At 71.9% G+C, this 25,625-nt stretch carries 17 protein-coding genes; 5 read left to right on the top strand and 12 right to left on the bottom strand.

What is annotated here, in order from left to right:
- Positions 1-10: 10 nt before the first annotated feature.
- On the bottom strand, positions 11-913 hold the full coding sequence (locus ACIBBH_RS36235) for an MBL fold metallo-hydrolase (RefSeq protein ID WP_399412148.1): 903 nt from the start codon (positions 911-913) through the stop codon (positions 11-13).
- 102 nt (positions 914-1,015) lie between these two features.
- Here ACIBBH_RS36235 and ACIBBH_RS36230 point away from each other — a divergent pair, with 102 nt between their 5' ends.
- Together ACIBBH_RS36230 and ACIBBH_RS36225 are read left to right on the top strand one after the other, a co-directional pair.
- Positions 1,016-1,933 carry an AraC family transcriptional regulator gene (locus tag ACIBBH_RS36230; RefSeq protein WP_399412146.1) on the top strand — a complete coding sequence of 306 codons (918 nt, stop codon included), beginning with the start codon at positions 1,016-1,018 and terminating at the stop codon, positions 1,931-1,933.
- 1,067 nt (positions 1,934-3,000) lie between these two features.
- Positions 3,001-5,001, top strand: coding sequence for a glycosyltransferase family 2 protein (locus ACIBBH_RS36225; RefSeq protein ID WP_399412145.1), 2,001 nt, complete (start codon positions 3,001-3,003; stop codon positions 4,999-5,001).
- 8 nt (positions 5,002-5,009) lie between these two features.
- On the opposite strand, the gene ACIBBH_RS36220 is transcribed toward ACIBBH_RS36225, so the two are convergent.
- The 6 genes from ACIBBH_RS36220 to ACIBBH_RS36195 form a co-directional block, all read right to left on the bottom strand.
- A complete protein-coding gene (locus tag ACIBBH_RS36220; protein WP_399412143.1) occupies positions 5,010-6,587 on the bottom strand; it encodes a serine/threonine-protein kinase in 1,578 nt (525 codons plus the stop codon).
- A 122-nt stretch (positions 6,588-6,709) separates the two neighbouring features.
- Entirely contained in the window at positions 6,710-8,299 is a 1,590-nt protein-coding gene (locus ACIBBH_RS36215; protein ID WP_399412141.1) for a serine/threonine-protein kinase, read from the bottom strand.
- Between the two features lie 76 nt (positions 8,300-8,375).
- A complete protein-coding gene (locus ACIBBH_RS36210) occupies positions 8,376-10,076 on the bottom strand; it encodes a serine/threonine-protein kinase (RefSeq protein WP_399412177.1) in 1,701 nt (566 codons plus the stop codon).
- A 147-nt stretch (positions 10,077-10,223) separates the two neighbouring features.
- Positions 10,224-12,851 carry a protein kinase gene (locus ACIBBH_RS36205; RefSeq protein WP_399412139.1) on the bottom strand — a complete coding sequence of 876 codons (2,628 nt, stop codon included), beginning with the start codon at positions 12,849-12,851 and terminating at the stop codon, positions 10,224-10,226.
- Between the two features lie 164 nt (positions 12,852-13,015).
- Positions 13,016-15,118, bottom strand: coding sequence for a serine/threonine-protein kinase (locus ACIBBH_RS36200; RefSeq protein ID WP_399412175.1), 2,103 nt, complete (start codon positions 15,116-15,118; stop codon positions 13,016-13,018).
- A 307-nt stretch (positions 15,119-15,425) separates the two neighbouring features.
- Complete coding sequence (locus tag ACIBBH_RS36195) at positions 15,426-17,132, bottom strand: glycerol-3-phosphate dehydrogenase/oxidase (protein ID WP_399412137.1); 1,707 nt, start codon at positions 17,130-17,132, stop codon at positions 15,426-15,428.
- A 281-nt stretch (positions 17,133-17,413) separates the two neighbouring features.
- Here ACIBBH_RS36195 and ACIBBH_RS36190 point away from each other — a divergent pair, with 281 nt between their 5' ends.
- Positions 17,414-18,622, top strand: a complete 1,209-nt coding sequence (locus ACIBBH_RS36190; protein WP_399412135.1) for a nucleotide sugar dehydrogenase — start codon at positions 17,414-17,416, stop codon at positions 18,620-18,622.
- A gap of 119 nt (positions 18,623-18,741) precedes the next feature.
- The gene (locus tag ACIBBH_RS36185) at positions 18,742-19,305 is read left to right on the top strand and encodes a hypothetical protein (protein ID WP_399412133.1); all 564 of its coding nucleotides are present in this window, start codon (positions 18,742-18,744) and stop codon (positions 19,303-19,305) included.
- Between the two features lie 78 nt (positions 19,306-19,383).
- Here the strand turns inward: ACIBBH_RS36185 and ACIBBH_RS36180 are convergent, their stop codons facing one another.
- The 4 genes from ACIBBH_RS36180 to ACIBBH_RS36165 all read right to left on the bottom strand — a co-directional run bounded on the left by ACIBBH_RS36180 (position 19,384) and on the right by ACIBBH_RS36165 (position 23,919).
- The gene (locus ACIBBH_RS36180; RefSeq protein ID WP_399412131.1) at positions 19,384-20,508 is read right to left on the bottom strand and encodes a GuaB3 family IMP dehydrogenase-related protein; all 1,125 of its coding nucleotides are present in this window, start codon (positions 20,506-20,508) and stop codon (positions 19,384-19,386) included.
- A gap of 117 nt (positions 20,509-20,625) precedes the next feature.
- Positions 20,626-22,131, bottom strand: coding sequence for an IMP dehydrogenase (gene guaB / locus ACIBBH_RS36175; protein WP_399412129.1), 1,506 nt, complete (start codon positions 22,129-22,131; stop codon positions 20,626-20,628).
- A gap of 154 nt (positions 22,132-22,285) precedes the next feature.
- The gene (locus tag ACIBBH_RS36170) at positions 22,286-22,873 is read right to left on the bottom strand and encodes a sigma-70 family RNA polymerase sigma factor (RefSeq protein WP_067119558.1); all 588 of its coding nucleotides are present in this window, start codon (positions 22,871-22,873) and stop codon (positions 22,286-22,288) included.
- Positions 22,874-23,307: 434 nt separating this feature from the next.
- Positions 23,308-23,919 (bottom strand): response regulator transcription factor, encoded by a 612-nt coding sequence (locus ACIBBH_RS36165; protein ID WP_003948568.1) that lies wholly within the window; start codon positions 23,917-23,919, stop codon positions 23,308-23,310.
- Positions 23,920-24,300: 381 nt separating this feature from the next.
- Between ACIBBH_RS36165 and ACIBBH_RS36160 the strand changes: the two genes are divergently transcribed.
- Entirely contained in the window at positions 24,301-24,630 is a 330-nt protein-coding gene (locus ACIBBH_RS36160) for a WhiB family transcriptional regulator (RefSeq protein WP_399412126.1), read from the top strand.
- A gap of 85 nt (positions 24,631-24,715) precedes the next feature.
- Here ACIBBH_RS36160 and ACIBBH_RS36155 read toward each other — a convergent pair whose 3' ends face one another.
- A complete protein-coding gene (locus ACIBBH_RS36155; RefSeq protein ID WP_399412124.1) occupies positions 24,716-25,612 on the bottom strand; it encodes a LysR family transcriptional regulator in 897 nt (298 codons plus the stop codon).
- Positions 25,613-25,625 lie beyond the last annotated feature (13 nt).

Here is a 25,625-nt window from a genome sequence, read left to right as displayed (position 1 = left end):
CGGCTCTCGGTCAGGCGGCCCAGCGGCCGAGGGAGAAACCTCCGCCCGCCCGCCGCACCTCCACCGCGCCGCCTGAGCCGAAGTGCGCGGGGATCACCAATTCGCGCTGGTCGGCCGCCCGTTCGAGGATGCGACGCCTGCTCTCGGCCGCCAGGCGGGGATCCAGGCAGAAGCAGCTGCTGCACTCGGGGTGCAGGATCTGCACCGGGCTGTGCACAAGGTCCCCGACGAACACGGCGCGTTCGCCGCGCGAGGCGAGGCGGAGGACGGAGGAGCCCGGGGTGTGGCCGGGAGCGGCCTCCAGGACGAGCTGCTCGTCGATCCGGTACTCGTCCTCCCACAGCACGGCCTGCCCGGCCCGGTGCACGGGCGCGACGCTGTCCTCGTACATGAGCCGGTCGTCCACGCGCACGCCGCCCCCGTAGCCGCCCCGGGGCCCGAAGTGGGCGTCGTCGGCGGCCGGGAGGAGGTAGCGGGCGTTGGGGAAGGTGGGCACCCACTCACCGTCGGCGTCGCGGGTGTTCCAGCCGACGTGGTCCCCGTGCAGATGGGTGTTGACGACGAAGTCGACGTCCTCCGGCAGGATGCCGGCCCTCTCCAGCCGCCCCAGGAAGTCACCGTCCCGCCGGTGGAACAACGGATTGCCGGGCCGCTCCCGCCCGTTGCCGACACCGGTGTCGACGAGCACGGTGCGACCGCCACCGCGCACCACCCAGGTCTGGAGCGCGACCACGACGCGATCGCTGTCCGGCTCCCAGTGGCCGGGGGCCAGCTGGTCCCGGTTCTCCTTCCACACCTCGGGGTCGCAGTCCGGGACGAGGTCCCGGGCGGGGACGTAGGGCGCCTGCCACTCGACGATCCGGAGGACCTCGACGTCACCGATCACGAACTTCCGCACGCTGTCATCTGTCATGAAGAGGACGCTACGAGCCCCTGGTGAGCATTCCAATGCCTCATTGCCTCATCTCAATACGCATCCGTCTCATCCTCCGTCTCTTCCCGCTACACTGACCCCATGGACGTGGTGAGCGACGCGATCTCCGCCGTGCGCATCGGGCGCCCCTCCTCCAACCGGCTGCGGGTGAGCGGGAGCTGGTGCACACGCCTCGCCCCCTACGACGGAGCGGGCTTCCACGTCGTACTGACGGGCGGCTGCTGGCTGCTGCCGGACGGGGACGACGAGCCGGTGACGCTGGGGACGGGCGACGTGGTGCTGCTGCCGCATGGCGCGGGGCACGTGCTGGCCGACGGGCCGGTGGACTCGGCTGCGGCGGCGCGGGCGGTGCCGTTCGAGGAGGCGAGGGTGGCGTCACCGAGGGGGACGGGCGGCCGTGAGGCGGAGCTGCTGTGCGGCAAGTACCGCCTCGACCGCAGCCGCGTGCATCCGCTGATGGCGGAACTGCCGCAGGTCGTCCACCTGCCGAACCGCGTGGGAGCGCACCCCGAACTGCGTTCCGCCGTCGACCTGTTGGCCCGCGAACTGGACGATCGCCGCCCAGGTTCCTGCCTGGCCCTGCCGAGCCTGCTCGACCTGCTGCTGATCTACATGGTCCGGGCGTGGACGACGCAGACGGACCCGGCGACGGGCACCTGGCCGACGGTCCTGAGCGACCCGGTCACCACCGCCGCCCTGCGCGCCCTGCACTCCGACCCGGCCGCCCCCTGGACCAACGACCGCCTCGCCGCCGAGGCCGGCGTCTCCCGCGCCACCCTGGCCCGCCGCTTCACCTCCCTGGTCGGCCGCCCGCCCATGGCCTACCTCACCTGGTGGCGCCTGACCTTGGCGGCAACCCGCCTCCGCGACACGGACGCCCCGTTGGCGACGGTCGCCCGCGAGACGGGGTACGGCAGCCCGTACGCCCTGTCGCACGCCTTCAGCCGTGAGTTCGGGGTCACGCCGGGGAGGTATCGGGAGAAGGTTCGTACAGGATGAAGCCGGCTCACGCCGCATCCCGCCTTCCCTCGCCCGGCCCTCACCGGGCGGGGTGCCCACCGCTTCCGGCGGCGGGCCCTCCCTCGTCACGGGTTGGGAGCCTGGATGTGTGACGGGGAGGAGTCAGGTGGGTGTGGTTGCGGCGGCCACGCCGAGGACGAAGCCGACCGATCCCGAGATGGTGGTGATCAGGAGCGGTCCGGCGTAGCGGCCGACGACAGCGGACAACCGCCTCACAGTCCCAAGGGGCGGTCCGGCCGCGCCGACGACCGCGTGAAGGCGATGTTCGGCCTCTTGCGCCCTCACCTGAAGAACGCGGCGGCCCGTGACCTGTACGACCGAGCGCGGATGATCGCGCCACCGTCGCTGGTCACCTGACTCCGTCACGCCTTCAAGCTCAGCCACAGAAAGTCAGCCACGACGGCGGGTGCGCCGAGACCCGCGCCGGCCTCAGCCACCTCTCTTCGTTCCGTCACGCCATCCGCCCTGCTCGGGCCTGGCCGTATGGCAGAGGTCGGCCTGGCGGCGCCACCGTGGGGCCGGTGAGGGTGGCCTCCGGGATCGGGTTCGGCTCGCGTGCCCGTCACTGCGCGCTGAGCGGACGGGACCGTCGCCGGCGGGGCGGCAGACAGGAGCGGGCGGCGGGCACTGACCGCCGGCGCGCGGCGGCCCACGCATGCGGGCCGCCCTTGACCACCACCCTGCTCCTGGAACAGGGTGTCGAACTCGTCGGGACTAAATATGAGCAGAATAAGGATCGTCAAGCCTCACCGAGAGACTCGCTGCACACAGCAACCACACAGAGGACGGTCATCCTCCTCATTTGCGCCACAATGAATCGGACCGTGGAATTTTCTCACAGAACGAACAAATCGACCTTTGAGTCATGTGGCTTAAAACTGCCTGAACTGGCGTTTCACCGGAACGCTCACTCCGCGAACACTGGCGATTCATGGTATGTTCACAGTCCGTCAGGTCTCTTCCCCCCTCCACAGATAGAGTCTCCAAGGGAATGTCGGAGCCCCTATTGATTGGGGTATTCCCGTTATTTTCTGGAGAGCGCTACGATGGCCGGCCCCACCGTTTCGGTGATTATCGCCGCGTACAATGCAATGCCTTATCTGACGCGTTGCATCACTTCTGTCGCGGAACAGACCATTGGCCTCGACAATCTCGAAGTCATCGTGGTGAACGACGGCTCGACCGATGGGACCGCGGCCGAACTGGACCGTCTGAGCAGCCTCTACCCAAAGCTGCTGCGCGTCGTCCACCAGACGAACTCGGGCGGCCCGTCCGCGCCCCGCAACGCCGGACTCGAGCTGGCCGGCGGCACATTCGTGTTCTTCCTGGACGCCGACGACCACCTCGGTCCCGAAGCGCTGGAACGCATGGTGCGGATGGCCGAGGACAACGGTACCGACATCGTCCTGGGCAAAATGGTCGGCGTCGGTGGACGCGGCGCACCCACGTCGATGTTCAAGCGCAACCAGCCCCGTACCGACGTCTTCTCCTCCCGCGTCTACTGGACGCTCAACCCGATGAAGCTCTTCCGCCGCGAGCTGCTCGAGCGGCACCGGCTGCGCTTTCCCACCGACCTGGCCATCGGAGAGGACCAACTCTTCGTCGGCGCGGCCTACCTGCACGCCTCCGGCATCTCCGTGGTGGCCGACTACGACTGCCTGTTCTGGGTGCTGCGTGAGGACGAGGGCAACATCACCCATCGGCTGAAGGGATCGGAACGCCGGCTGCGGTTCCTGCCGCGCATGGTCGACCTGATCCTGGAGAACGTGCCGCCGGGCCCGGACCGGGACCACCTGGCGCACCGGCACCTGACCGTGGAGGTCCAGCAGCTCCTCGCCGGCCACCTCGTCTTCGAGCCCCGCGAGACCCAGGAGAAGATGCTCGGCCAACTGGCCCAGGCCATCGGGCCGTTGTGGCACGACGGAATGAACGACCGCCTCTCGGCGATGGCCCGGCTACGGCTGCACCTCGTCCGCAACCGCATGCTCGACCAGCTGCTGGAAGTCGTCGGGTTCGAGAAGCAGATCGCTGGAAGCAACGTGGCGACCCCGGTCCTCGTGGACGGAGGCAGAGCCCTCGCCCGCTACCCGTTCCTCCGCGACCCCGCCCACCCCATCCCCGACTCCTGCTACGACGTCACCTCCCAGCTCGGCACCCGCCACCACATCACCCGGGCGGAGCTGCACGGCACCACGCTCCACCTCGCCGGGCACGGCTACGTCCACCGCGTCGAGACGCGGAAGGTCACCACCGAGCTGATCCTTCGCGAACGAGACAGCAAGGCCGAGTACCGGCTGCCCGTCACACACACCGCGACGCCCGGGCTCGGGGCGGAGGAGGACGACGGGCGGTTCACCTACGACCTCGCCGGTTTCGAGGCCACCGTGGACATCACCACGGCCGCCGACGGCGAGCCACTGCCCGAGGGGCTGTGGGACATCTCCCTCGCCATCGGCGCCCAGGGCCTGTCCAAGGAGGTCCGCATCGGCAGCAAGCGGGCCGAGGACGTCTCCGGCAAGGCGAACACTCAGGTCGTCGGCGCCGACGAGGAACTGCGCGCCGTCACCCTCTACACCACCAAACCGCACGGCAACTTCACGCTCGACCTCGGCGAGCTCAAGCACGAGGTACTGCGCCACCTCAGCCTCGGCGACATCCGCTGGGCCGCCGACGCGCCCACCGAGCTGGAAATCACCGGACGGTGCACGCTCGCCGCTTACCCGGACGGTGCCCTGGTGGTGGAGCTGGCGGAGGGGGAGGGCGGCAGCAGCGCCTTCCCGGCCCGCCGGGTCTCGGGCTCCTCCGACGGCGACTTCGTGGTGCGCGTGCCGGTGACCGAGCTCCCCGCCGGCATCTGGAACGGGGAACTCCGCCTCGGGCCATGGGCGTTGCCGCTCCACGCACTCCCCCGCGAACTGGCCCCGGCCAAGTGGCGCCGACGCTGCCTGCCCTGGTACGCCAAGCCCGTTCCGGACAGCGGCGAGCGGTTCGCGCTGAAGGTGGCGAGGACCGAACTCGTGAAGGCACTCGCGGGGCGGCTCAGGTAGACGGCCGGTCAGAGTCTGTCGATCTCCAGGTTCGCGATCGCGGTCCTCGCCACCTCCCGGCCCCGGGAGGTGAAGTCGCCCTTGCCCGGGTAGCCGACGGTGAGCCGGTACAGGTCGCCGGCTCTGGTCTTGTAGTAGAAGAACCTCACTTCACGGGGCTGGTGGTCCTGGCTGTCGGTGGTGGTGTAGGTGACCGTGTTCTGGGCGGACTGCCTGCCGTGGTACTTCATCGACGGTTTCGGGTCCGTACTCGGATTCCTGGGCATGTCGAGGTCGTAGTCGCCGGACTGCTTGAAGGTGCCGTTGTCGTCGTACATCTGGGCGTCCGCGGAGTCCTTGATGGCCTGGCCGTCCTCGGACTTGCTGATGAGGTCCAGGCTGATCCAGACGCTGCCGCTCCAGTCGCTGTACGCCACCCAGTGGCTCTTGTCCGTCGACCGGTCCGGCACCGATCTCTGGTAGCCGGCGGGGACCGCGAGCGTCGCGGCGACGTCCTTCTCGTGGTGGGTCTTCCAACCGCCGGGCAACGGTCCCGCGAAGGGATCGGCGATCACCAGATACGCGGCCACCACCGCCGCGACGACCGCCGCGCCCATGCCGGACCAGGCCTTGCGGCCGAGGCGGAAGGGTCTGCGGGGCGCCTCCGTGTGCTGGACGACCTGGGTGGCTGCCGGAGCCGGCGGTTTCGCGGCGGTCTCCAGCAGGGCGCGTACCCGGGCCGCGTTCGGGCGGTGGGCCGGGTCCTTCTGGAGCAGGCCGGTGATGACCTCGGCCAGTGGGCCCCGCGCGGCGGCGGGCGGGGCCGGGGCGGCGTTGAGGACCGACTGGAGGGTGGCCGGGGTGTTGCTGCGGCGGAAGGGGGAGACGCCCTCGGTCGCCGCGTACAGCACCACGCCCAGGGACCACAGGTCGCTCGCCGGGCCGGGGCGCTGGCCCAGCACCCGTTCCGGCGCGATGTACTCGGGCGAGCCCACGAAGCCGCCGGTGTCGGTCAGGCTGGTCTCGCCCTCGATCTGCGCGATGCCGAAGTCGGTGAGCACGACCCGGTCGTGGCTGCCGAGCAGCACGTTGTCCGGCTTGACGTCACGGTGCAGGATGCCCGCCGCGTGCGCGGCCTCCAGCGCGCCGAGCACCTGCAGGCCGATGCGGGCCGCCTCGCGGGCGTCGAGCGTGCCCTCCTGGAGGGCGCTGCCCAGCGAGCGGCCCCGCACCAGCTCCATCACGATCCACGGCTGTCCGTCGACCACCGCCACGTCGTGGACGTTCACCACCGCCGGGTGGTCCAGACGGGCCGCGGCACGCGCCTCGCGGCGCATCCGCTCGAAGGCGTTGGCACGTTCCCGTTCGGGAAGATTGTCCGGTACGCGGGGTTCCTTGACGGCCACCTCGCGGTCCACCGTCTCGTCCTTGGCCCGCCAGACCGTACCCATGCCGCCGTGCCCGAGTTTGGCGAGCAGCCGGTAGCGCCCGGCTATCAGGCGGCCCCCGTCCTGGGCAGGCGCGCTCCGCACGGGCGGTTTCGGCGGTTGCAGAACGAAACTCGTCGTCTCGTCGGCCCCGTGGTGGGGTCCCCCGTTGTTGCTCATGGGTCCATCCATATATCGCCGGCGGGGACCGTAGCCAGCGAGAGCGCAAACCGGTCACAAACCCGTGACCCAGGCTGTCGCTTATCTCCCGTTCAGGTGTGTACGAACTCGGCGTGTACGAACTAGCCGTGTACGAACGTGTCGACCGCGACGTCGAAGTACTCCCGCGCCTCCCGCACCTTCCCGACCGGCGCCGACACCCACACGTCGTACATCCGGCCGGCCTCCTCCCAGCACAGGTCGTAGGTGTGCCGGGGGCCCTCCGCCGTGCTGAAGCCCTTCCAGGTGAACTCCCAGAGCGCGGCGGGGTGTCCGTCGTGGACGGTCTCGGTGACCCGGCCGTCGTGGTAACCGGGGTTCGTGCTCGGGCCCTTGGCGGCCGCCCGGCGCATCACCGCCGACGGGCCGCCGGTTTCGGGGTCGGCCGTCTTGATGCCGAGGCGGAAGGTCTGCCCCGGCGACAGGTAGAAGACGCGCTCGCCCTGCGGGTCGCGGGTGAAGTGCTGCGGTACGGCGAGGGAGAAGCCGGCCGGGTCCCTCGCGAGACGGTAACCGGAGGGCACACTCGGGGAGTTCGCCGCGGCGGGGCTGGTGACGGCACTGCGGGTCACGGTGACCGTGGGGGCGGGCGAGGCGGACGTGCTCGCGGAGGTCCCCGGCGCCGGACTCGTCGGCGTACCGCCTCCGTCTCCGCTGCCCCCGTGCATCAGCAGCGCCGCCGCCGACACGCCTGCCCCGGCCATCGCGGCGACGAGCAGCGCCGCCACCAGCACGCCGCGCGTGGAGCGGCCGGCCGGAGTCCGCGCGGGTGGCGGGGGCGGCGCATGGCGGGGGACGTCCCGCTGGGTCGGTGTGTACGGCACCGACGACCCCGGCGTACGGCCCGTCTCCCGGAAGGTCCGCAGCATCCGCTCCGCCTCCGCCGCGTCCAGCCGCCGGTCCGGGTCGCGCTCCAGCAGGCCCCGTACGACCGGCAGCAGGGGCTCGGCCTGGGCCGGCGGGCGGATGTCGTCGGTGACGACGGCGTGCAGGATGCCGCCGAGCGAGTCGCGGCGGAACGGGGACTCGCCGCTCAGCACGGCGCACAGCAGCGCGCCGACCGACCACAGGTCGGACTCGGGGCCGGTCCGCACCCCGGACATCCGCTCGGGCGCGGTGTACTCGGGCGAGCCCACGAAGGAGCCGGTCTCGGTGAGTGTCGTGGAGCCGGCGACCTGCGCGATGCCGAAGTCGGTGAGGACGACGCGTTCGGTGCCGGACTCGACGAGCACGTTCGCGGGCTTGATGTCCCGGTGCAGGACCCCGGCCGCGTGCGCGGTGCGCAGGGCGCTGAGCAGGTCGATGCCGATCCGGGCGGCCTCGGCGGGGTCGACCGGGCCGCGCGCCGAGATCCGGTCGGCGAGCGAGCCGCCGTCGATCAGTTCCATGACGATGTACGGCCGTTGGCCGTCCTCGACGACGTCGTGCACGACGATGATGTGCGGGTGGCTGAGCTGGGCGACCGCGCGGGCCTCGCGCAGGGTGCGGTCTCGCTGCCGCCGCGCCTCGTCGTCCGAGCGGGAGGCGTCCAGGGCGAGTTCCTTGACCGCCACCCGGCGGCCCAGCAACTGGTCGCTCGCCCGCCACACGACACCCATCCCGCCGCGCCCGAGCCGCGCTTCCAGACGGTAACGGCCCGCGATCACACGGAAGTCGTCCCCCTCGGTCCCCATGGGCCCATCATGCCCCACGGGGACCCGGCGGCTCCGGGCCGTGTACCCGGGTGGCCGACAACCGACGTCCGAAGGGTCAGGCGGCGGGCGGCTGCCAGCTCTGCAGCACCCGCTTGAACTGCTTGCTCGTCTTCACCCAGTCCTTCTCGGGCGTCGACATGTAGATCGCGTACTCGGCACCGTCCCGGGAGTAGTACGTCTCCTCGATGGCGTGGCGCGGGCCGGCGACGTACGGCGGGTCCTTGGCCAGCGCCGTCCAGGTGTACTCCCACAGGGAGCCGGTGCGGTCCCGGTAGGTGTTGGCCTCCATGGTGACCCGGTGGTAGTCGACCAGCCGCTGAAGCTGCTCCTCGAGGTCCTCCTGGTGGTGGTAGGCGTCGGGGAAGTCCGGTGAGGCGTCGATGGCGATGCGGACGAAGTGCTTGCCGTTGTCGGGCGAGTAGTCGATCTGCTTGAGGTCGCCGTGGATGCCGTACACCTTGCGCTTCCAGTTCTTGGAGGGCAGGGAGATGCTGAAGCCCAGCGGGTCGGGGACGGAGACCCAGGTGCCGGGTGTGGCGCCTTCCGGGCTCGGCGTGCTGGTGGCCTTGTCCGCGGGGGCCGGTGAGGCTCCGGACGCGTTGCCGTCCTGCTGCTGCCCGGAGCCGAACTTCTGCCACGCCACCGCGCCACCGCCGCCCATGACGGCGGCGAAGGCGACGACGAGGGCGAGCGTACGCAGGCGGCGGCGCCGGGGGCGGGCGGTCGCCGGGGGCGCCACGGCGGTGGGCGCGGTGACGGGGCCCTGGCTGGGACTGAGGCCGTGGGTCCGGACGTGTGGGGGTGTCGCCGTCTCCGGGGGGTACTGCGTCCCCGCCCCGGCGGTGTACTGGGTGCCGGTCCCGGTGGAGTACCGTCCGCCCGTCCGCGTGAACAAACCCCCGTGCTGCTGGGTCGGCACGAACGCCTGAGCCGCGCTCGGCCGCCGCCCCTCCGCCGCCTCCGCGAGCATCTGCTCCGTCTCGTCCGCGCCGGGCCGCTGCGCCGGGTCCTTGCGCAGCAGGGCGGTGATGACGGGCCCGAGCGGACCGGCGTACCGCGGCTCGGCGGCCTCCTCCTCGACGACCGCCTGCATGGTGCTCAGCGGCGAGGTGCGGCGGAACGGCGAGCGGCCCTCCACCGCCGTGTACAGCGTGGCGCCCAGCGCCCACAGGTCGGAGGACGGCCCCGGGTCGTGGCCGCGCACCCGCTCGGGGGCGAGGTAGTCGACCGAGCCGACGACCTCCCCGGTACGGGTGATGGTGGTGTCGCCCTCGATCTGCGCGATGCCGAAGTCGGTGAGCAGCACGCGGCCGTCCCGGCCGAGCAGGACGTTGCCCGGCTTGACGTCGCGGTGCAGCACACCGGCGGTGTGCGCGGCGCGCAGCGCGCGCAGCACCCACAGGCCTATCCGGGCCGCCTCCTGCGGCTCCACGCGCCCGCGCTCCTTGACTGTGTCGGCCAGCGAGGCACCCTCGACCAGCTCCATCACGATCCACGGGCGGCCGTCGTGCTCCAGCACGTCGTGCACCGTGACGACGGCCGAGTGGTTGATGCGCGCGGCGGCACGGGCCTCGGCCCGGGTGCGGGCGAGCAGGACGGCCTGGTCGCTCTCGGACACGTAGAGCGCGGCGGTCAGCTCCTTGATGGCGACCGTCCGGTGCAGCACCTCGTCGTGGGCGCGCCACACCCGGCCCATGCCGCCGCTGCCGATGGAATCGGCGAGCCGGTAGCGGCCCGCGATGAGCAGGCCCTGCATCTGATTCACGTTGCCCCGCAATGTTCTTGACAGGGTCAGAGTAAGGACCGGCCTGACGACAGGGAACAAGCGGGGTGCCATGGAGACAGCACTGTGACGGTTTTCGCTTCCCGGGACCGGAGGCACCCATGGGGCGGCGCCCCGGCGTCACCCGGTGTACTGGTAAGTGGCCGACGCCTGCTCGTACAGCCGCGTCACCTCGTCGCGCTCCGCCTCCGGGCCGCGGACCTGCACGATGTGGTACCGGCCGTCGATGAGGATCGCGATGTTGCGTACGAACAGGTCGCGCCCCTGGCCGTCGGTCCAGGTGAACTGCCCCTCGGCCATGGTCCGTCCGCCCACCTCGATCGTCCTCAGACCGCTGGCCGTGGCCCAACTGGAGTCGCGGTAGGGCTGGAGCTCGCTCTCCTTGTCCCGCTGGTACGTCATCGGGTCGCTGCCGTACTTCGACGCGCCGTCCCGTCCGGGAACGACGATGAGCTCGAAGTCCCCGTGCGTGTACGACACCTCGCCCCGCCCGTTCTTGGGGCTGCGGTCCCAGCCCTTGGCCACGGCGACCTGGAAGCCCTCGGAGTCCTTGCGCAGGGTGAAACCGGCGGCGACGTCCGGGTCGGTGGTGGTCTGGGTCTCGGTGGAGGGGGCCGACTGGGAGGGACGGGCGTCCGTGCCCGGCGATGTCCCGCGCGACGAGGGTGAATGGCCGGGATCGGGCGACTGGGAGGGTGCCTGGCTCACCTGCCCGGCGGCACCGGTCCGGTCGCCGCTCGCCGCACCGCCGCTGTCCGTGTCCTTCGGCATGAACAGCATGGCGTACGCGACCGCGCCGGCCAGCAGGAGCAGTATCAGCAGGAGCAGGGTGCGGCCGAGGCTGCGGGGCGAGCGGGTCTCCTGCCTCGCCCGCTTGTGCCGGCCGTGCGGGCTGGTCGCGGGCAGCCCGGCCCGCCGCCTGCGCACCAGTTCGCCGCGCCGCCGCACGATCGGCAGCCGCCTCGGGTCGGCGGGCGGCGTCGCTATGACGTGCGTACCGGCCTCCGGTTCGGGCGCCGACCGCACCAGCGAGCGCAGCCAGCCGCTGAGCTCCTCGAAGTCGAGCCGCTCGGTGGGGTCCTGCCGCAGCAGCGACTCCACCACCGGCCTGAGCGGTCCGCACTCCTCCGCGAAGGCGGGCGGCTCCGCACACACCAGCTGCACCAGCTCGGCCGTCGACTCCTCCGGGTACGGCGCGTGCCCCTGTACGGCCCTGAACAGCAGCGCGCCGAGCGCCCACAGGTCGGTGGCCGAACCGATGGGCGCCGCCAGCTGCCAGTTCTCGTGCACGGGCCCGGCCTGCTCCGGCGCCCACCGCTCCGTCACCGGCCCCACCACGGTCATCCGCACCTGCCGCGCCCGCTCGGCGGCCAGCGCGGTGGCGGGTGTGCGGGAGGTGGGGGCGGGAGTGCCGGTGCCCCAGTGGGCGGGTGGCTCGGGGGTGGGGGCACCGTGGGGTGCGTCCGGGGTCGAGCAGGGCGTGCCGGATGACGGTGCGGTGCCTGGGCCGAGTACGGGGGTGCCGGGAGCGGTCCCGCTCGGCGGAAGGGCCGTGCGACGGGGGCCGCCGGCGACGGCAGGGGGCGTGCCCTCGGGAGCGTCGCGCGGGACGGCGCCGTGCCAGGGGGTGGCCTGCGCGCCGTAGTGGTCGGCGATCTGGCCGTGGGGCGTCGTGCCGGTCCGGTGGTCGGCGGGCGGGCGGGCGCCGGGCAGGGCGGCGTGTCCGTTCTGCTGGGCCTCCTGCACCCGGGCCGCGGCCCGCGCGCCCGCGCGATACGCGGCGATCGCTCCGGCCCGCGCGGCCCGGATGTCCTCACCGCTCTCCAACGCCCTGCGGGCCGGCGCACCCGGACCCGGGCCACCGGCCGCCCCTTCCGCGCCGGGTGCGGGCAGCCCGCCCGCCGCCCGCGCCTGAATCGCCTCGCGCCGGGCGGCCTCTGGGTCCACATCGCCGGGGACCATGCCGCCGGGGCCCGTTTCGCCGGGAACGGCACCCGGCCCGGGTCCACCGGGACCACGCGTTGCTCCGGAACCGGCCGGCCCGCCCTGACCGGCCGAGCCCCCGCCGCCGACCCCGTCAGGGCCGCCGAACGCCTCGGCGCCGGCCGCCCCCTCCGGGAAGCCGGGCCGGGCCGGCACCGGGTCGTACCCGCACAATGCCTCCTCCGCCGCGCCGACCGCGAGGCCGGTCAGCATGACGCGGCCGTCGTCGCAGACCAGGACCGTACGGGCGGTGATGTTGCGGTGGACCCAGCCGTGGGCGTGCAGCACCCGCAGCGCCATCAGCACGTCGGAGGCGACCTCCGCCGCCCGGTACGGCGTCAGCGGCTTCTCGGCCAGCAGCGCGGCCAGCGGACGTGCCGCCACCAACTCGCTCACTATCCACAGCGAACCGCCCTCGGCGAACACGTCGAAGACCTGGTCGAGCCGCGGATGGTCGGGGATGCCGGCCGCGGCCTGCGCGGCCTCCACGGCCCGCCGCACCGCGGGGTCGGCGGGCCGCCGGGTGGCGGTCCGGGCCGCCGGGGGCCGCCGCCCGCCGCTCTGACGTGCCGTGAAACCGTCGGGCAGCCCGTCCGCGTCGAGCACCTCGGCCTCGACGACCTCCGGCAACGGCACCTGCCGCACCAGGACTTCCTGCCCGCTGTAGGTGTCGAAGGCCCGGGTCTCGGTGAGTTCGTACTCGTCGGAGGGCGGCAGCGGCAGGCGGTAGCGGTCGGCGAGTACCCGGCCCGCATAGTCGTCCACGTTGCCTCCCCCGGCCGCCCGGCTGGTCAAATCCGCTCGTGTCACGGCCCGTTGTACATCCAGACCTGGATGCGTACGGTCCGCAACCACTCACGATACGTGCCGGAGGCAACCTGCAACGAGGGATGACGGATTCTCCCGCCCCGAACCCGGGCCCGCCCGGCTCACTTCTTGGGCTGGAAGGACTCCGTCAGCGTCTTCCAGGTGTCCTTGCGCAGCTCGCCGCCCCACGTGGCCGCCTTCGCGGTGTACATGAGCGCGTAGCCCTGATGGCTGTTGACGACGAAGCCGCGGTCGATGGTCCGGTACTTCGTCCCGCCCTCGACGTAGGTGAACTCCCAGTCGGCCGTGTCCCAGCCGCGGTAGTCCACCTCCTCGATCCGGATCCGCTTGTACTGCGCACGCACCATGGCGCGTTCCTGGTGCCTCCAGTCCGCCACCGGGTCGTCCTTGGGCGCGTTCGTCCAGGCGACGAGCAGCTTCTGCCCGTCGGGTCCGGTGAAACGGTCCCCCGCGGTACTGGTGGACTGGTACTTCCAGCCCTTGGGCAGTCCGATCGAGTACCCCTGATGTCCCTTGTGCGTCGACACCGCCGGCGCGCTCCCGACGCCACCGGAGCCCGACGACCCGCTGTCCCCGCTGCCGGACACGGTCGCGCCCGCACTCGCCGCCGTCCCCGACCCCGTACCCGAACCCGCCTTGCCGGCCGACGAGTTGTCACCGTCCGTACGGGTGCCGCCGGTGGAGTTCTTCTTGGTGTCGGCGCTCGGGCTCGCACTCGCCACGGCCTTGGCGCCGCCGCTCTTCGCGCCCTTGGAGTCGCTGTCGTCACCACCGAGCGTCAGAGCCAGCACCGTACCGAGCACGGCGAGCACCACGACCACCGCGATGATCACCAGCGTCCGCTTGGGCACCACGTCGGTCAGCGGCGCCCTGGGCACGGGCCTCGGCGGCAGATCCAGGTCCGGCGGCGGCACCACGGGCCACCCCGAACTCGGCTTCTTCACCCCGTCGTCCGACCGCGGCCCCGGCGCCGGCGCGGACGCCGACGAAGCCCCGGACGCACGCGACGCCCCGGACGCGGCGGACGCACCGGCGGCGCCCGCACGACCGGCACCCGCACTCCCGGAAGTCGCGCCACCGGACGCCGAAGCCGCCCCGGTCGTGGCGTCGCCGCCGTTGCCGGTCTTCGTCCGGGACGCGGCCGCCGAAGTGGCCGCTCCCGCCGCGACCGCGGCCTTGCGCACGGAACGCAGCGCCCCGCGCAGCCTCTCCGCGGCCTCCTCGCCCCGCTTGGCGCCGGCTCCCGCCGAACCGGCCTTGTCCGCATCGCCCTTGTCGGCGGCGCCGTCGGGCTGGGCCGGCAGGGGAACGACCCGGGTGGCGTCCATCGCCTCCCGCGCGGGCGCGTTGATCACCGCGTTGAGCATGGCCCGCGCGCCGGCGTCGTCGAGGCGCTTGGCCGGGTCCTTGGTGAGCAGCCCGTAGATGACGTCCCTGAGCGGGCCGGCGTTCTTGGGCTCCTCCAGCGGCTCGGTCATCACCGCGGTGAGCGTGGCGATGGCCGACCCCTTGTCGTACGGCGGCGCGCCCTCGACCGCCGCGTACAGCAGGCCGCCGAGCGACCACAGGTCGGCCGCGGGGCCGGGCTTGTGGCCGCGGGCGCGCTCCGGCGAGATGTAGGAGGGCGCGCCGACGAGCATGCCGGTGGAGGTGATGGACGGGTCGCCCTCGACCTGCGCGATGCCGAAGTCGGTGAGCACGACCCGGCCGTCCTCGGCGATGAGCACGTTGGACGGCTTCACGTCCCGGTGCAGGATGCCCTCGCGGTGCGCCGAGCGCAGCACGTCGAGGATCGCGAGTCCGACCTCGGCGGCACGCTTCGGTTCCAGCACGCCGTCCTCGCGGATGACCTCGGCGAGGGACTTGCCCTCGACCAGCTCCATCACGATCCACGGCCGGTCGTCCTCGTCGACCACGTCGAAGACCGTCACCGCGCTGTTGTTGCGGATCCGCGCGATCGCCTTGGCCTCACGCAGGGTGCGCGTGATCAGGCGCCGCTTCTCGTCCTCGTCGATGTTCGACGGGAACCGCAGCTCCTTGACGGCCACCGTCCTGCCGAGGGTCTCGTCCTCGGCACGCCACACCGTGCCCATGCCGCCGCGGCCGAGTACGTCCCCCAGCCGGTACCGCCCGGCGAGAAGACGCTCGCTCTTGTCCTGACGAGTCTCCTGACGGGATGTCCCCGCCCGCTCCGCCTCCGACATGCGTCCCCTCATGCAACCCGCCCTGACAGAGCTTCCATTGTCCCTCACCCGACAAGTGCTCCACGCCCAGGGTGCCCGTCACCGCGCCCCGGACCCCGCGCACCCGGGGACCGAATGACGTGCGTGTTCGGCATTCGGGGATTTCGTGTCCTCACTTTCCGTGTGAACCCGGCCGCGATCGCGGAGCCCGGACCCCGGAACCGCCCGTACTCGCGGCCGAGTTCTGCCCCCGCCGTCCGTGGAACGAGCCGGCCGCGAACGAAGACCCCGGTTCCCTGCACCCGTTCGGGTGACACAGGGCGCCGGCCTACAACGGCACGATGTCCGGCGCCCCCAACCGCGCCGCGTCCGCCGTCAGGTCGTCCGGCTGCCGCTGCGACTCCCGTTCGGCCTCCACCCGCTTCTCGTAGTGCTGGACCTCGCGCTCGATCTGGTCCTTGTCCCAGCCGAGCACCGGCGCCATCAGTTCGGCGGCCTCGCGGGCGCTGCGGGTGCCGCGGTCGAAGGTCTCGATGGAGATGCGGGTGCGGCGGGTGAGCACGTCGTCCAGGTGCCGGGCGCCCTCGTGCGAGGCGGCGTACACGATCTCGGCGCGCAGATAGTCGTCGGCGGCCTGCAACGGCGCGCCGAGCGTGGGATGGGCGGCGATGAGGTCCAGGACCTCCTCGGCGTTCGACCCGTACCGGTTCAGCAGGTGCTCCACGCGCACCACGTGCAGCCCGGTCCGCGCGGCTATTCGGGCGCGCGCGTTCCACATCGCCCGGTAGCCCTCCGCGCCCAGCAGCGGGACGTCCTCGGTGACGCACTCGGCGACCCGCATGTCGAGCCCGTGCACCGCCTCGTCGACGGCGTCCTTCGCCATCACCCGGTACGTCGTGTACTTGCCGCCCGCGACGACCACAAGGCCCGGCACCGGATGCGCCACGGTGTGCTCGCGCGACAGCTTGCTGGTGGCGTCGGACTCGCCGGCCAGCAGCGGGCGCAGCCCCGCGTACACGCCCTGGACGTCGTCGCGGCTCAGGGGCACCGCGAGGACCGAGTTGACGTGTTCGAGGAGGTAGTCGATGTCGGCGCTGGAGGCGGCGGGGTGGGCCTTGTCGAGGTCCCAGTCGGTGTCGGTGGTGCCGACGATCCAGTGCCGGCCCCACGGGATGACGAACAGGACGGACTTCTCGGTGCGCAGGATCAGGCCGGTCGTGGAGTGGATGCGGTCCTTGGGCACGACCAGGTGGATGCCCTTGGAGGCGCGGACGTGGAACTGTCCCCGCTCCCCCACCATCGCCTGGGTGTCGTCGGTCCACACGCCGGTGGCGTTGACGACCTGCTTGGCGCGGATCTCGTACTCGCCGCCGCCCTCCACGTCCTGCACCCGGGCGCCGACGACCCGTTCGCCCTCGCGCAGGAACCCGGTCACGCGCGCGCGGTTGGCGGCGTGGGCGCCGTACGACACCGCCGTGCGCACCAGGGTCGCCACGTAGCGGGCGTCGTCCATCTGGGCGTCGTAGTACTGCAGGGCGCCGACCAGTGCCTCCCTGCGCAGGGCGGGGGCCACCCGCAGGGCCTGACCGCGGGTCAGGTGGCGGTGCAGGGGCAGGCCCCGGCCGTGGCCTCGGGCCATCGACATGGCGTCGTAGAGGGCGACGCCCGACCCGGCGTACAGGCGCTCCCAGCCCTTGCGCTGGAGCGGGTACAGGAAAGGCACCGGTTTGACCAGGTGCGGGGCGAGCCGCTCCAGCAGCAGGCCGCGTTCCTTCAGGGCCTCGCGGACGAGGGCGAAGTCGAGCATCTCCAGATAGCGCAGGCCGCCGTGTATGAGCTTGCTGGACCTGCTGGAGGTGCCCGACGCCCAGTCGCGGGCCTCGACCAGTCCCGTGGACAGGCCGCGGGTGACGGCGTCCAGCGCGGTGCCCGCGCCCACCACTCCACCGCCGACGACCAGTACGTCCAGCTCACGCTCGGCCATGGCCGCCAGTGACTCGGCGCGCTGCGCCGGCCCCAGTGTCGCTGTCCTCACCGCTGCCTCCCGCTCTCCGTCATCGATCGCGTAGGCCGCACCCGGTGGGCGAAGCCCGGTTCGTCTCCCCCATGCCCAGAATTCTGACCGGCTTGCCCCACTTCAGCCACCAGTCACCCCCAGCCTGTGGACAACCGACGCGTGACCAGCACAAGACACAAGAACGCAATCCCGCATCAAGGTCATATTTACTCCTAGTCTGACATTGCGCTCGTCCATCCCGTCCGCCGGGCTTGCGCACCTGTCCCGCTTCGGCTACTGGGAAGGACGGCTCACGCCCCATGCCCGCAGACCTCGCCGTCATCGGACTCGGCCCCTACGGCCTGCCCCTGGCCCAGGCCGCCGTCGCCGCCGGCATCTCCACACTCGGATACACCACCGGCCCCGAGTCCGGCTCCCTCAGCCCCGCCGAACTGCGCCGGATGCTCTCGGGGGGCTTCCGGCCGACCGACGACCCGGCCGCGCTGGGCCGGGTGCGCACCGCCGTGATCTGCGCGCCGACCTCGCGCGGCGCGGACGGCGGGCTCGACCTCGGCCAGGTGGAGGCGGCCGCCCGCACGCTGGCCCAGCGGCTGCGCCCGCACACCACGGTGATCCTGGAGTCGCCGGTGCACCCCGGCACGACCGATGAGTTCCTGCGCCCGCTGCTGGAGGAGGTCTCGGGGCTGCGCGCGGGCCGCGACTTCCACCTCGCCTACTCGCCCAGCCGCGTCGACCCCGGCAACCGAGACTTCACCCCGGCCAACACCCCCAAGGTCATCGGCGGCCTCACCCCGGCCTGCACCGAGTCGGCCGCCGCCTTCTACGGACGGCTCACCGACAAGGTGGTACGCGCGCGTGGACCCCGCGAGGCGGAGACGGTGCAGTTGCTGGAGACCAACTACCGGCACGTCAACATCGCACTCGTCAACGAGATGGCCGTGCTCTGCCACGACCTGGGCGTCGACCTGTGGGACGTCATCCGCTGCGCGGAGACCAAACCGTTCGGCTTCCAGTCCTTCCGGCCGGGCCCCGGCGTCGGCGGGCACGGCCTCGCGCAGGACCTGACCGGCCACACCAGCCGCAACCTGCGCATGGTGGAACTGGCCCAGCAGGTCAACAGCCGGATGCCCCGGTACGTCGTCCAGCGCGCCGCCGCCCTCCTCAACGAGCACGGCAAGTCGGCCCGCGGCGCGCGCGTGCTGCTGCTCGGCGTCACCTACAAGGCCGACCTCGCCGACCAGCAGGAGACGCCGGCGCAGGAGATCGCCGTACGGCTGATGGAGCTGGGCGCCTCCGTCAGCTACCACGACCCGCACGTCGGCTCCTGGAGCGTCCTGGACCGCCCGGTCCCGCGCGCGGACTCCCTCTACGAGGCCGCCGCCGACGCCGACCTCACGATCCTGCTCCAGCAGCACCGGACGTACGACCTCCAGGGCCTGTCGGTGAAGGCCCAGCTGCTGCTGGACACACGCGGGGCGACGCCCACGGGGGCCGCGCACCGTCTCTGAAGGCGAAAGACCCCTGGCGTTGTCGCCGAGGCCTGCTACTCTCCCCACTCGTCGCACAGGCGTGCGCGCATCTCCGGCTTCGCCGTCCACTTCTGCCACACCCTGGGGGGATACCTGTCATGAGCCAGTCAGCTCCGCCACCGCACTCCGAGTCCCAGCCCCAGCCGTCCGACGGCAACCCGTACGCCCAGAACGCACCCGCCGGAGCGCCGTACGCCCCGCAGCCGGGCGCCGTCCCGCCGGGTGCCGTGCCCGCACCGCCCATGCCGCCCGCGCCCCGGAGGGACAACGTCGGCCTCGGCCTGGCGGCCGCCCTCGGTGCCGCCCTGGTCGCCGCCGCTCTCTACGGCGTCGTCATCGGCCTCACCAAGCACGAGATCGGCTGGGCGGCGGTCGGCGTCGGCTTCGTCATCGGTCTCGCGGCGGGCAAGGCCGGCGGCCGCAACCCCGCCCTCGCCGTCGTCAGCGCCGTGCTCGCGCTGGGCTCGGTCTACATCGGCCAGCTGGTCGGCGAGGCCATGATCGGCGCGGACCAGATCGGCGTCGGCTTCAACGAGCTGTTCTTCCAGCACTTCAGCCTCGTCCAGGAGGCCTGGAAGGAGGACGCCGACCCGCTGACCTTCCTCTTCTTCGCGATCGCCGCGTTCGCCGCGTTCTCGGGCGCCAAGAAGGCCGCGGCCTGACCGCAGGCACGCCAAGGGCCCGTCCACCGCGTGTGGACGGGCCCATTCGCGCTCGGATCCGTTATCCCGTCGTACGGGTCACCGCTTGTGCTGGCTGTCCGCCACCGTCACCTCGACCCGCTGGAACTCCTTGAGCTCGCTGTAGCCGGTCGTGGCCATGGCGCGGCGCAGGGCGCCGAAGAAGTTCATCGAGCCGTCGGGGAAGTGGGACGGGCCGGTGAGGATCTCCTCGATGGTGCCGACCGTGCCGAGGGCGACCTTCTTGCCGCGCGGCAGCTCCTCGTTGACGGCCTCCATGCCCCAGTGGTGGCCCTTGCCGGGCCCGTCCGTGGCGCGGGCCAGCGGGGAGCCCATCATGACCGCGTCGGCGCCGCAGGCGATCGCCTTGGGCAGGTCGCCGGACCAGCCGACGCCGCCGTCCGCGATCACGTGCACGTACCGGCCGCCGGACTCGTCCATGTAGTCCCGGCGGGCGGCGGCCACGTCGGCCACGGCCGTGGCCATCGGGACCTGGATGCCCAGCACGTTGCGCGTGGTGTGCGCGGCGCCGCCACCGAAGCCGACCAGGACGCCCGCCGCGCCGGTACGCATCAGGTGCAGGGCGGCGGTGTAGGTGGCGCAGCCGCCGACGATCACCGGGACGTCGAGTTCGTAGATGAACTGCTTCAGGTTCAGCGGCTCGTGCGAGGACGAGACGTGCTCCGCCGACACCGTCGTGCCCCGGATGACGAAGATGTCCACGCCCGCGTCCACGACCGCCTTGGAGAACTGGGCCGTGCGCTGCGGGGAGAGCGCGGCGGCGGTGACCACGCCGGAGTCGCGCACCTCCTTGATGCGCGCGCCGATCAGCTCCTCCTTGATGGGAGCGGCGTAGATCTCCTGCAGGCGCCGGGTCGCGGCCTCGGCGGGCAGCCCGGCGATCTCGTCGAGCAGCGGCTGCGGGTCCTCGTACCGCGTCCACAGGCCCTCGAGGTTCAGCACGCCCAGGCCGCCCAGCTCACCGATGCGGATCGCGGTGGCCGGGGAGACGACCGAGTCCATGGGAGCGGCCAGGAAGGGCAGCTCGAAGCGGTAGGCGTCGATCTGCCAGGCGATCGAGACCTCCTTCGGGTCCCGCGTACGGCGGCTGGGGACGACGGCGATGTCGTCGAAGGCGTACGCCCGGCGGCCGCGCTTGCCGCGCCCGATCTCGATCTCAGTCACGTCTGTGGCCTTTCCACGAATGCGTTGCAGCGCCTTCCAGTATCGCCGACGCGTACGACAGGGGCGGCCCCGGATGCTCCGGGACCGCCCCTGTGATGCCTCACGCGCGCGTGAGGGTCACGTGTTGCGGCTGTAGTTCGGCGCCTCGACCGTCATCTGGATGTCGTGCGGGTGGCTCTCCTTCAGGCCCGCGGAGGTGATCCGGACGAAGCGGCCCTTGGACTCCATCTCCTCGATGGTGGCGGCGCCCACATAGCCCATGGTCTGGCGAAGACCGCCGACGAGCTGGTGCAGCACGTTGCCCAGCGGGCCGCGGTAGGGCACCTGGCCCTCGATGCCCTCGGGCACGAGCTTGTCGTCGGAGGCGACCTCGGCCTGGAAGTAGCGGTCCTTCGAGTACGACCTGCCCTGGCCCCGGGACTGCATGGCGCCGAGCGAGCCCATGCCGCGGTAGGACTTGAACTGCTTGCCGTTGATGAACTGCAGCTCGCCGGGCGACTCCTCACAGCCCGCGAGGAGGCTGCCCAGCATCACCGTGTCGGCACCGGCGGCCAGCGCCTTGCCGATGTCGCCGGAGTACTGCAGGCCGCCGTCACCGATCAGCGGGATGCCGGCCGGGCGGGCGGCGAGGGACGCCTCGTAGATGGCGGTGACCTGCGGGACGCCGATGCCGGCGACCACACGGGTGGTACAGATCGAGCCGGGTCCTACGCCGACCTTGATGCCGTCGACACCGGCGTCGATGAGCGCCTGGGCGCCGTCGCGGGTGGCGACGTTGCCGCCGATCACGTCGACGTGGACGCTCGACTTGATCTTCGCCATCCAGTTCAGGGCGTTGCTGTTGTGACCGTGCGAGGTGTCCACGACCAGGAAGTCCACACCCGCCTCGGCGAGCGCCTGGGCGCGCTCCAGTGCCTCAGGGCTGGCACCGACGGCGGCACCGACGAGCAGGCGGCCCTCGGCGTCCTTCGCCGCGTTCGGGTACTTCTCGGCCTTGACGAAGTCCTTGACCGTGATCAGGCCCTTGAGGACCCCCGCGTCGTCGACGAGGGGAAGCTTCTCGATCTTGTGGCGGCGCAGCAGTTCGACAGCGTCGGTGCCGGAGATGCCGACATGCCCGGTGACCAGCGGCATCGGGGTCATGACCTCGCGCACCTGGCGGGAGCGGTCGGTCTCGAAGGCCATGTCCCGGTTGGTGACGATGCCGAGCAGCTTCTTGTTGCCGTCGGTGACGGGTACACCGCTGATGCGGAACTTGGCGCACAGGGCGTCGGCCTCGGCCAGCGTCGCGTCCGGATGCACCGTGATCGGGTCGGTGACCATGCCGGACTCGGAGCGCTTCACCAGGTCGACCTGGTTGACCTGGTCCTCGATGGAGAGGTTGCGGTGCAGCACGCCGACGCCGCCCTGGCGGGCCATCGCGATCGCCATGCGGGACTCGGTCACCTTGTCCATCGCCGCCGAGAGCAGCGGGATGTTGACACGGACGTTGCGGGAGATGCGGGACGAGGTGTCGACCGCGTTGGGGAGCACCTCGGATGCGCCCGGCAGCAGCAGCACGTCGTCGTAGGTCAGCCCGAGTGTCGCGAATTTACCGGGCACTCCGTCGACGTTGGCAGTCATGACACCTTCCCCAAATGGCCTTGATCGGTGCGGATGTCCATGCTAACGGGAAGCGCGGCCGTCAAATTCCACGGAACTGGACGACTCCGGGCTTCGTATGTTCGTACGGAGTCGACCGGCCGCCTGTTCAGAGAAGGCGCTTACGGCCCCGCTGTTACTGCTCCGCGAGGGCCCGCAGCCGGCTCAGCGCCCGGTGCTGAGCCACCCGGACCGCCCCGGGTGACATTCCCAACATCTGGCCCGTCTCCTCCGCCGTCAAGCCCACCGCGATACGCAGCAGGAGCAGCTCGCGCTGGTTCTCGGGAAGGTTGGCCAGTAGTTTCTTCGCCCACTCGGCGTCGCTGCTGAGCAGGGCGCGCTCCTCGGGGCCGAGGGAGTCGTCCGGGCGCTCCGGCATCTCGTCCGAGGGGACGGCCGTCGAACCGGGGTGGCGCATCGCGGCGCGCTGGAGGTCGGCGACCTTGTGCGAGGCGATGGCGAAGACGAACGCCTCGAAGGGGCGGCCGGTGTCCCGGTAGCGCGGCAGGGCGAGCAGGACCGCGACGCAGACCTCCTGCGCGAGGTCCTCGACGAAGTGGCGCGCGTCGCCCGGGAGCCGCGACAGCCGGGTGCGGCAGTAGCGCAGCGCCAGGGGGTGCACATGGGCGAGCAGGTCGTGCGTGGCCTGCTCGTCCCCGTCGACGGCGCGATGTACGAGCGCACCGATCGCCCCTTGAGCCGTGCCCGCCTCGTCGTCGCGCATCGGTCCATGGTGCCTTGCGGCCGTCTGGTCCGTGGCCCCGCGCCCTTCGTTGTGCACCGAAGCGTTATGAGCAGGTGCGCCGGAACTCATCCCCTGCGCCCTCCCCTTCCGCTCGACCGACTCGTCCCCGAGGAACTCCACACCTCAAGGATGCGGCATCCGCGGCGAAACGAGCAGCGGGCACCCGAGGGACCGCGCTGCCAGGCGGTTCCGGGGACGTACGACACGAGGGCGTGCCCGCACGCCCCCGGGATCGCTCGGCCCCGCCCGCCGTGCGGCAGGCGGGGAGCTCCGGACTGTCCGCACCCCCGCCGGGTTCGGCACCGCATCCGGGGGTCCGCCCGCGGATGAGTGCGTGCCAGGCGTCGCCGGGCAGGCCGGAATGCGGCGACGGGGCCTTGAAGCTGACCGCCCTACCCTCGAGGCTCACCGCCCTACCGGACCAGTCCCCACCGGAAGCCGAGCGCGACCGCGTGCGCCCGGTCCGAGGCGCCGAGCTTCTTGAACAGGCGTCGGGCGTGGGTCTTGACGGTGTCCTCGGAGAGGAACAGCTCGCGGCCGATCTCGGCGTTGGAGCGGCCGTGGCTCATGCCCTCCAGGACCTGGATCTCGCGCGCGGTGAGGGTGGGCGCGGCGCCCATCTCGGCGGAGCGCAGCCGGCGGGGGGCCAGGCGCCAGGTCGGGTCGGCGAGGGCCTGGGTCACCGTGGCGCGCAGCTCCGCGCGGGAGGCGTCCTTGTGCAGGTAGCCCCGGGCGCCGGCGGCGACGGCGAGGGCCACGCCGTCGAGGTCCTCGGCGACGGTGAGCATGATGATGCGCGCGCCCGGGTCGGCGGACAGCAGCCGGCGCACGGTCTCGACGCCACCCAGTCCGGGCATGCGCACGTCCATCAGGATCAGGTCCGAGCGGTCCGCGCCCCAGCGGCGGAGGACTTCCTCGCCGTTGGCCGCGGTCGTCACGCGCTCGACGCCGGGCACGGTCGCGACCGCGCGGCGCAGCGCCTCTCGGGCAAGCGGGGAGTCGTCGCAGACGAGGACGGATGTCATGGCCGCCCTCCGCAGCTGATGCGCGTCACCTTGAGCCTCCAGGCTGGTACGAAATCGTCACCTGTGCGGTCGACCGTCTCGGACGCCTGCCCGAGCGCTTGTGTTTTCAACCGCCTCCGCACTCTCAACGACGGTCACTCGAAAGAGTTACGGGGCTGCGTGCCATCTTCGGCACTCTACGTGAGGGAGCCGACACGGTGCAGACATGCCCGGCCTACCCTCAACTTTTCATCACAACCTATGACCCATTTAGCCCTTTTTCTTCCCGTTTTTCGGTGTTTGGAGCTAGATTCGCAATGAGTCATATTTTCATCTCCTTAGACCGGAGATGTACGGTCGTTGGCACCGTATCCGCCCAGAACGGCTACAAGGGGTCACGCAATGGCAGATTTCTCCCGCCTTCCCGGACCGAACGCGGACCTGTGGGACTGGCAGCTGCTGGCTGCCTGCCGCGGGGTCGACAGCTCGCTCTTCTTCCATCCGGAGGGCGAGCGCGGGGCGGCTCGGAGCGCTCGAGAGAACTCGGCCAAGGAGGTCTGCATGAGGTGCCCGGTCCGCGCCCAGTGCGCGGCACACGCCCTGGCGGTGCGCGAGCCGTACGGGGTGTGGGGCGGCCTGACCGAGGACGAGCGCGAAGAACTCATGGGGCGGGCACGGAACCGACTGGTGTCGGCGTCGTCGACCAGCGGGGACACCGCCCCGAACACTTGAAGGAACGTTTCTGCACCCACGTGCACCATCGCTCCGCTACTCCGGGCACGCGTACGCGTGCCCCTGATTTTTGCCGGGCGGAGTCTCAGCGGCTCGCCGCGCGGGCCAGTTGCTCCAGGGTGGCCGCCACCGCCGGCACCTGGGCCAGGTCGGGCAGGGTGAGCGCGACGATCTCCCGGCGCACCGCCGGTTCCAGGGCGACCGCGCGGGCACCCCTGGGCCGTACGGACTCGATCGCGAGCTGAGGCAGGACGGCGACGCCCAGACCCGCGCCCACCAGGCCGACCACCGCCGGGTAGTCGTCGGTGGCGAAGTCGATGCGGGGTGTGAATCCCGCGCTCTCGCAGACCTCCACCAGCTGGCCCCGGCAGCGCGGGCAGCCCGCGATCCACGGCTCCCCGGCCAGCTCGCCGATGGCGACCGACTCGGCGCGCGCGAGGCGGTGCCGTTCGGGCACCAGGCCGACCAGGCGGTCCGTCAGCAGCGGCCGTACTACGAGGTCGTCCCACTCCTCGGCGCCCGTGGCCCCCTCGTACCGGAAGGCGAGTGCCACGTCGCAGTCGCCCTCCCGGAGCAGTTCGACGGACGCGGGGGGCTCGGCCTCCTCCAGAGAGACCCGGGTGCCGGGATGGGCGGCGCGCAGGGCGGCCAGGGCGGTGGGGACCAGCGTGGAGCTGCCGCTGGGGAAGGAGACCAGCCGGACCCGGCCCGCCCGCAGCCCGGCGATCGCGGCGACCTCCTCCTCGGCCGCGGTGAGCCCGGCCAGGATCCCGGAGGCGTGCCGCACGAGCGCCTCGCCGGCCTGGGTCAGCCGCATCTCCCGGCCGCTGCGGATCAGCAGCGGGGTGCCGACCGAGGCCTCCAGGGCCTTCATCTGCTGGCTGACGGCGGGCTGGGTGCAGCCCAGTGCGCGGCCCGCCGCCGAGAAGGAGCCCGTGGCGGCGACGGCACGCAGGACGCGGAGATGACGGGCCTCGATCACCCTCTGAGCATAA

Origin of the sequence: Streptomyces sp. NPDC051636 (assembly GCF_044453765.1) — a bacterium.
Classification (GTDB): Bacteria; Actinomycetota; Actinomycetes; order Streptomycetales; family Streptomycetaceae; genus Streptomyces.
Note: the sequence above shows the minus strand (reverse complement) of the source record. Positions and strands in the feature narration are given on the sequence as shown.

Coding starts and splice junctions, on each gene's coding strand:
- ACIBBH_RS36165 (WP_003948568.1), bottom strand. CDS start 23,919: ATGACATCCGTCCTCGTCTGCGACGACTCCCCGCTTGCCCGAGAGGCG.
- ACIBBH_RS36185 (WP_399412133.1), top strand. CDS start 18,742: ATGAGCCAGTCAGCTCCGCCACCGCACTCCGAGTCCCAGCCCCAGCCG.
- ACIBBH_RS36230 (WP_399412146.1), top strand. CDS start 1,016: ATGGACGTGGTGAGCGACGCGATCTCCGCCGTGCGCATCGGGCGCCCC.
- ACIBBH_RS36190 (WP_399412135.1), top strand. CDS start 17,414: ATGCCCGCAGACCTCGCCGTCATCGGACTCGGCCCCTACGGCCTGCCC.
- ACIBBH_RS36220 (WP_399412143.1), bottom strand. CDS start 6,587: ATGAGCAACAACGGGGGACCCCACCACGGGGCCGACGAGACGACGAGT.
- ACIBBH_RS36235 (WP_399412148.1), bottom strand. CDS start 913: ATGACAGATGACAGCGTGCGGAAGTTCGTGATCGGTGACGTCGAGGTC.
- ACIBBH_RS36215 (WP_399412141.1), bottom strand. CDS start 8,299: ATGGGGACCGAGGGGGACGACTTCCGTGTGATCGCGGGCCGTTACCGT.
- ACIBBH_RS36210 (WP_399412177.1), bottom strand. CDS start 10,076: ATGCAGGGCCTGCTCATCGCGGGCCGCTACCGGCTCGCCGATTCCATC.
- ACIBBH_RS36200 (WP_399412175.1), bottom strand. CDS start 15,118: ATGTCGGAGGCGGAGCGGGCGGGGACATCCCGTCAGGAGACTCGTCAG.
- ACIBBH_RS36170 (WP_067119558.1), bottom strand. CDS start 22,873: ATGCGCGACGACGAGGCGGGCACGGCTCAAGGGGCGATCGGTGCGCTC.
- ACIBBH_RS36225 (WP_399412145.1), top strand. CDS start 3,001: ATGGCCGGCCCCACCGTTTCGGTGATTATCGCCGCGTACAATGCAATG.
- guaB (WP_399412129.1), bottom strand. CDS start 22,131: ATGACTGCCAACGTCGACGGAGTGCCCGGTAAATTCGCGACACTCGGG.
- ACIBBH_RS36160 (WP_399412126.1), top strand. CDS start 24,301: ATGGCAGATTTCTCCCGCCTTCCCGGACCGAACGCGGACCTGTGGGAC.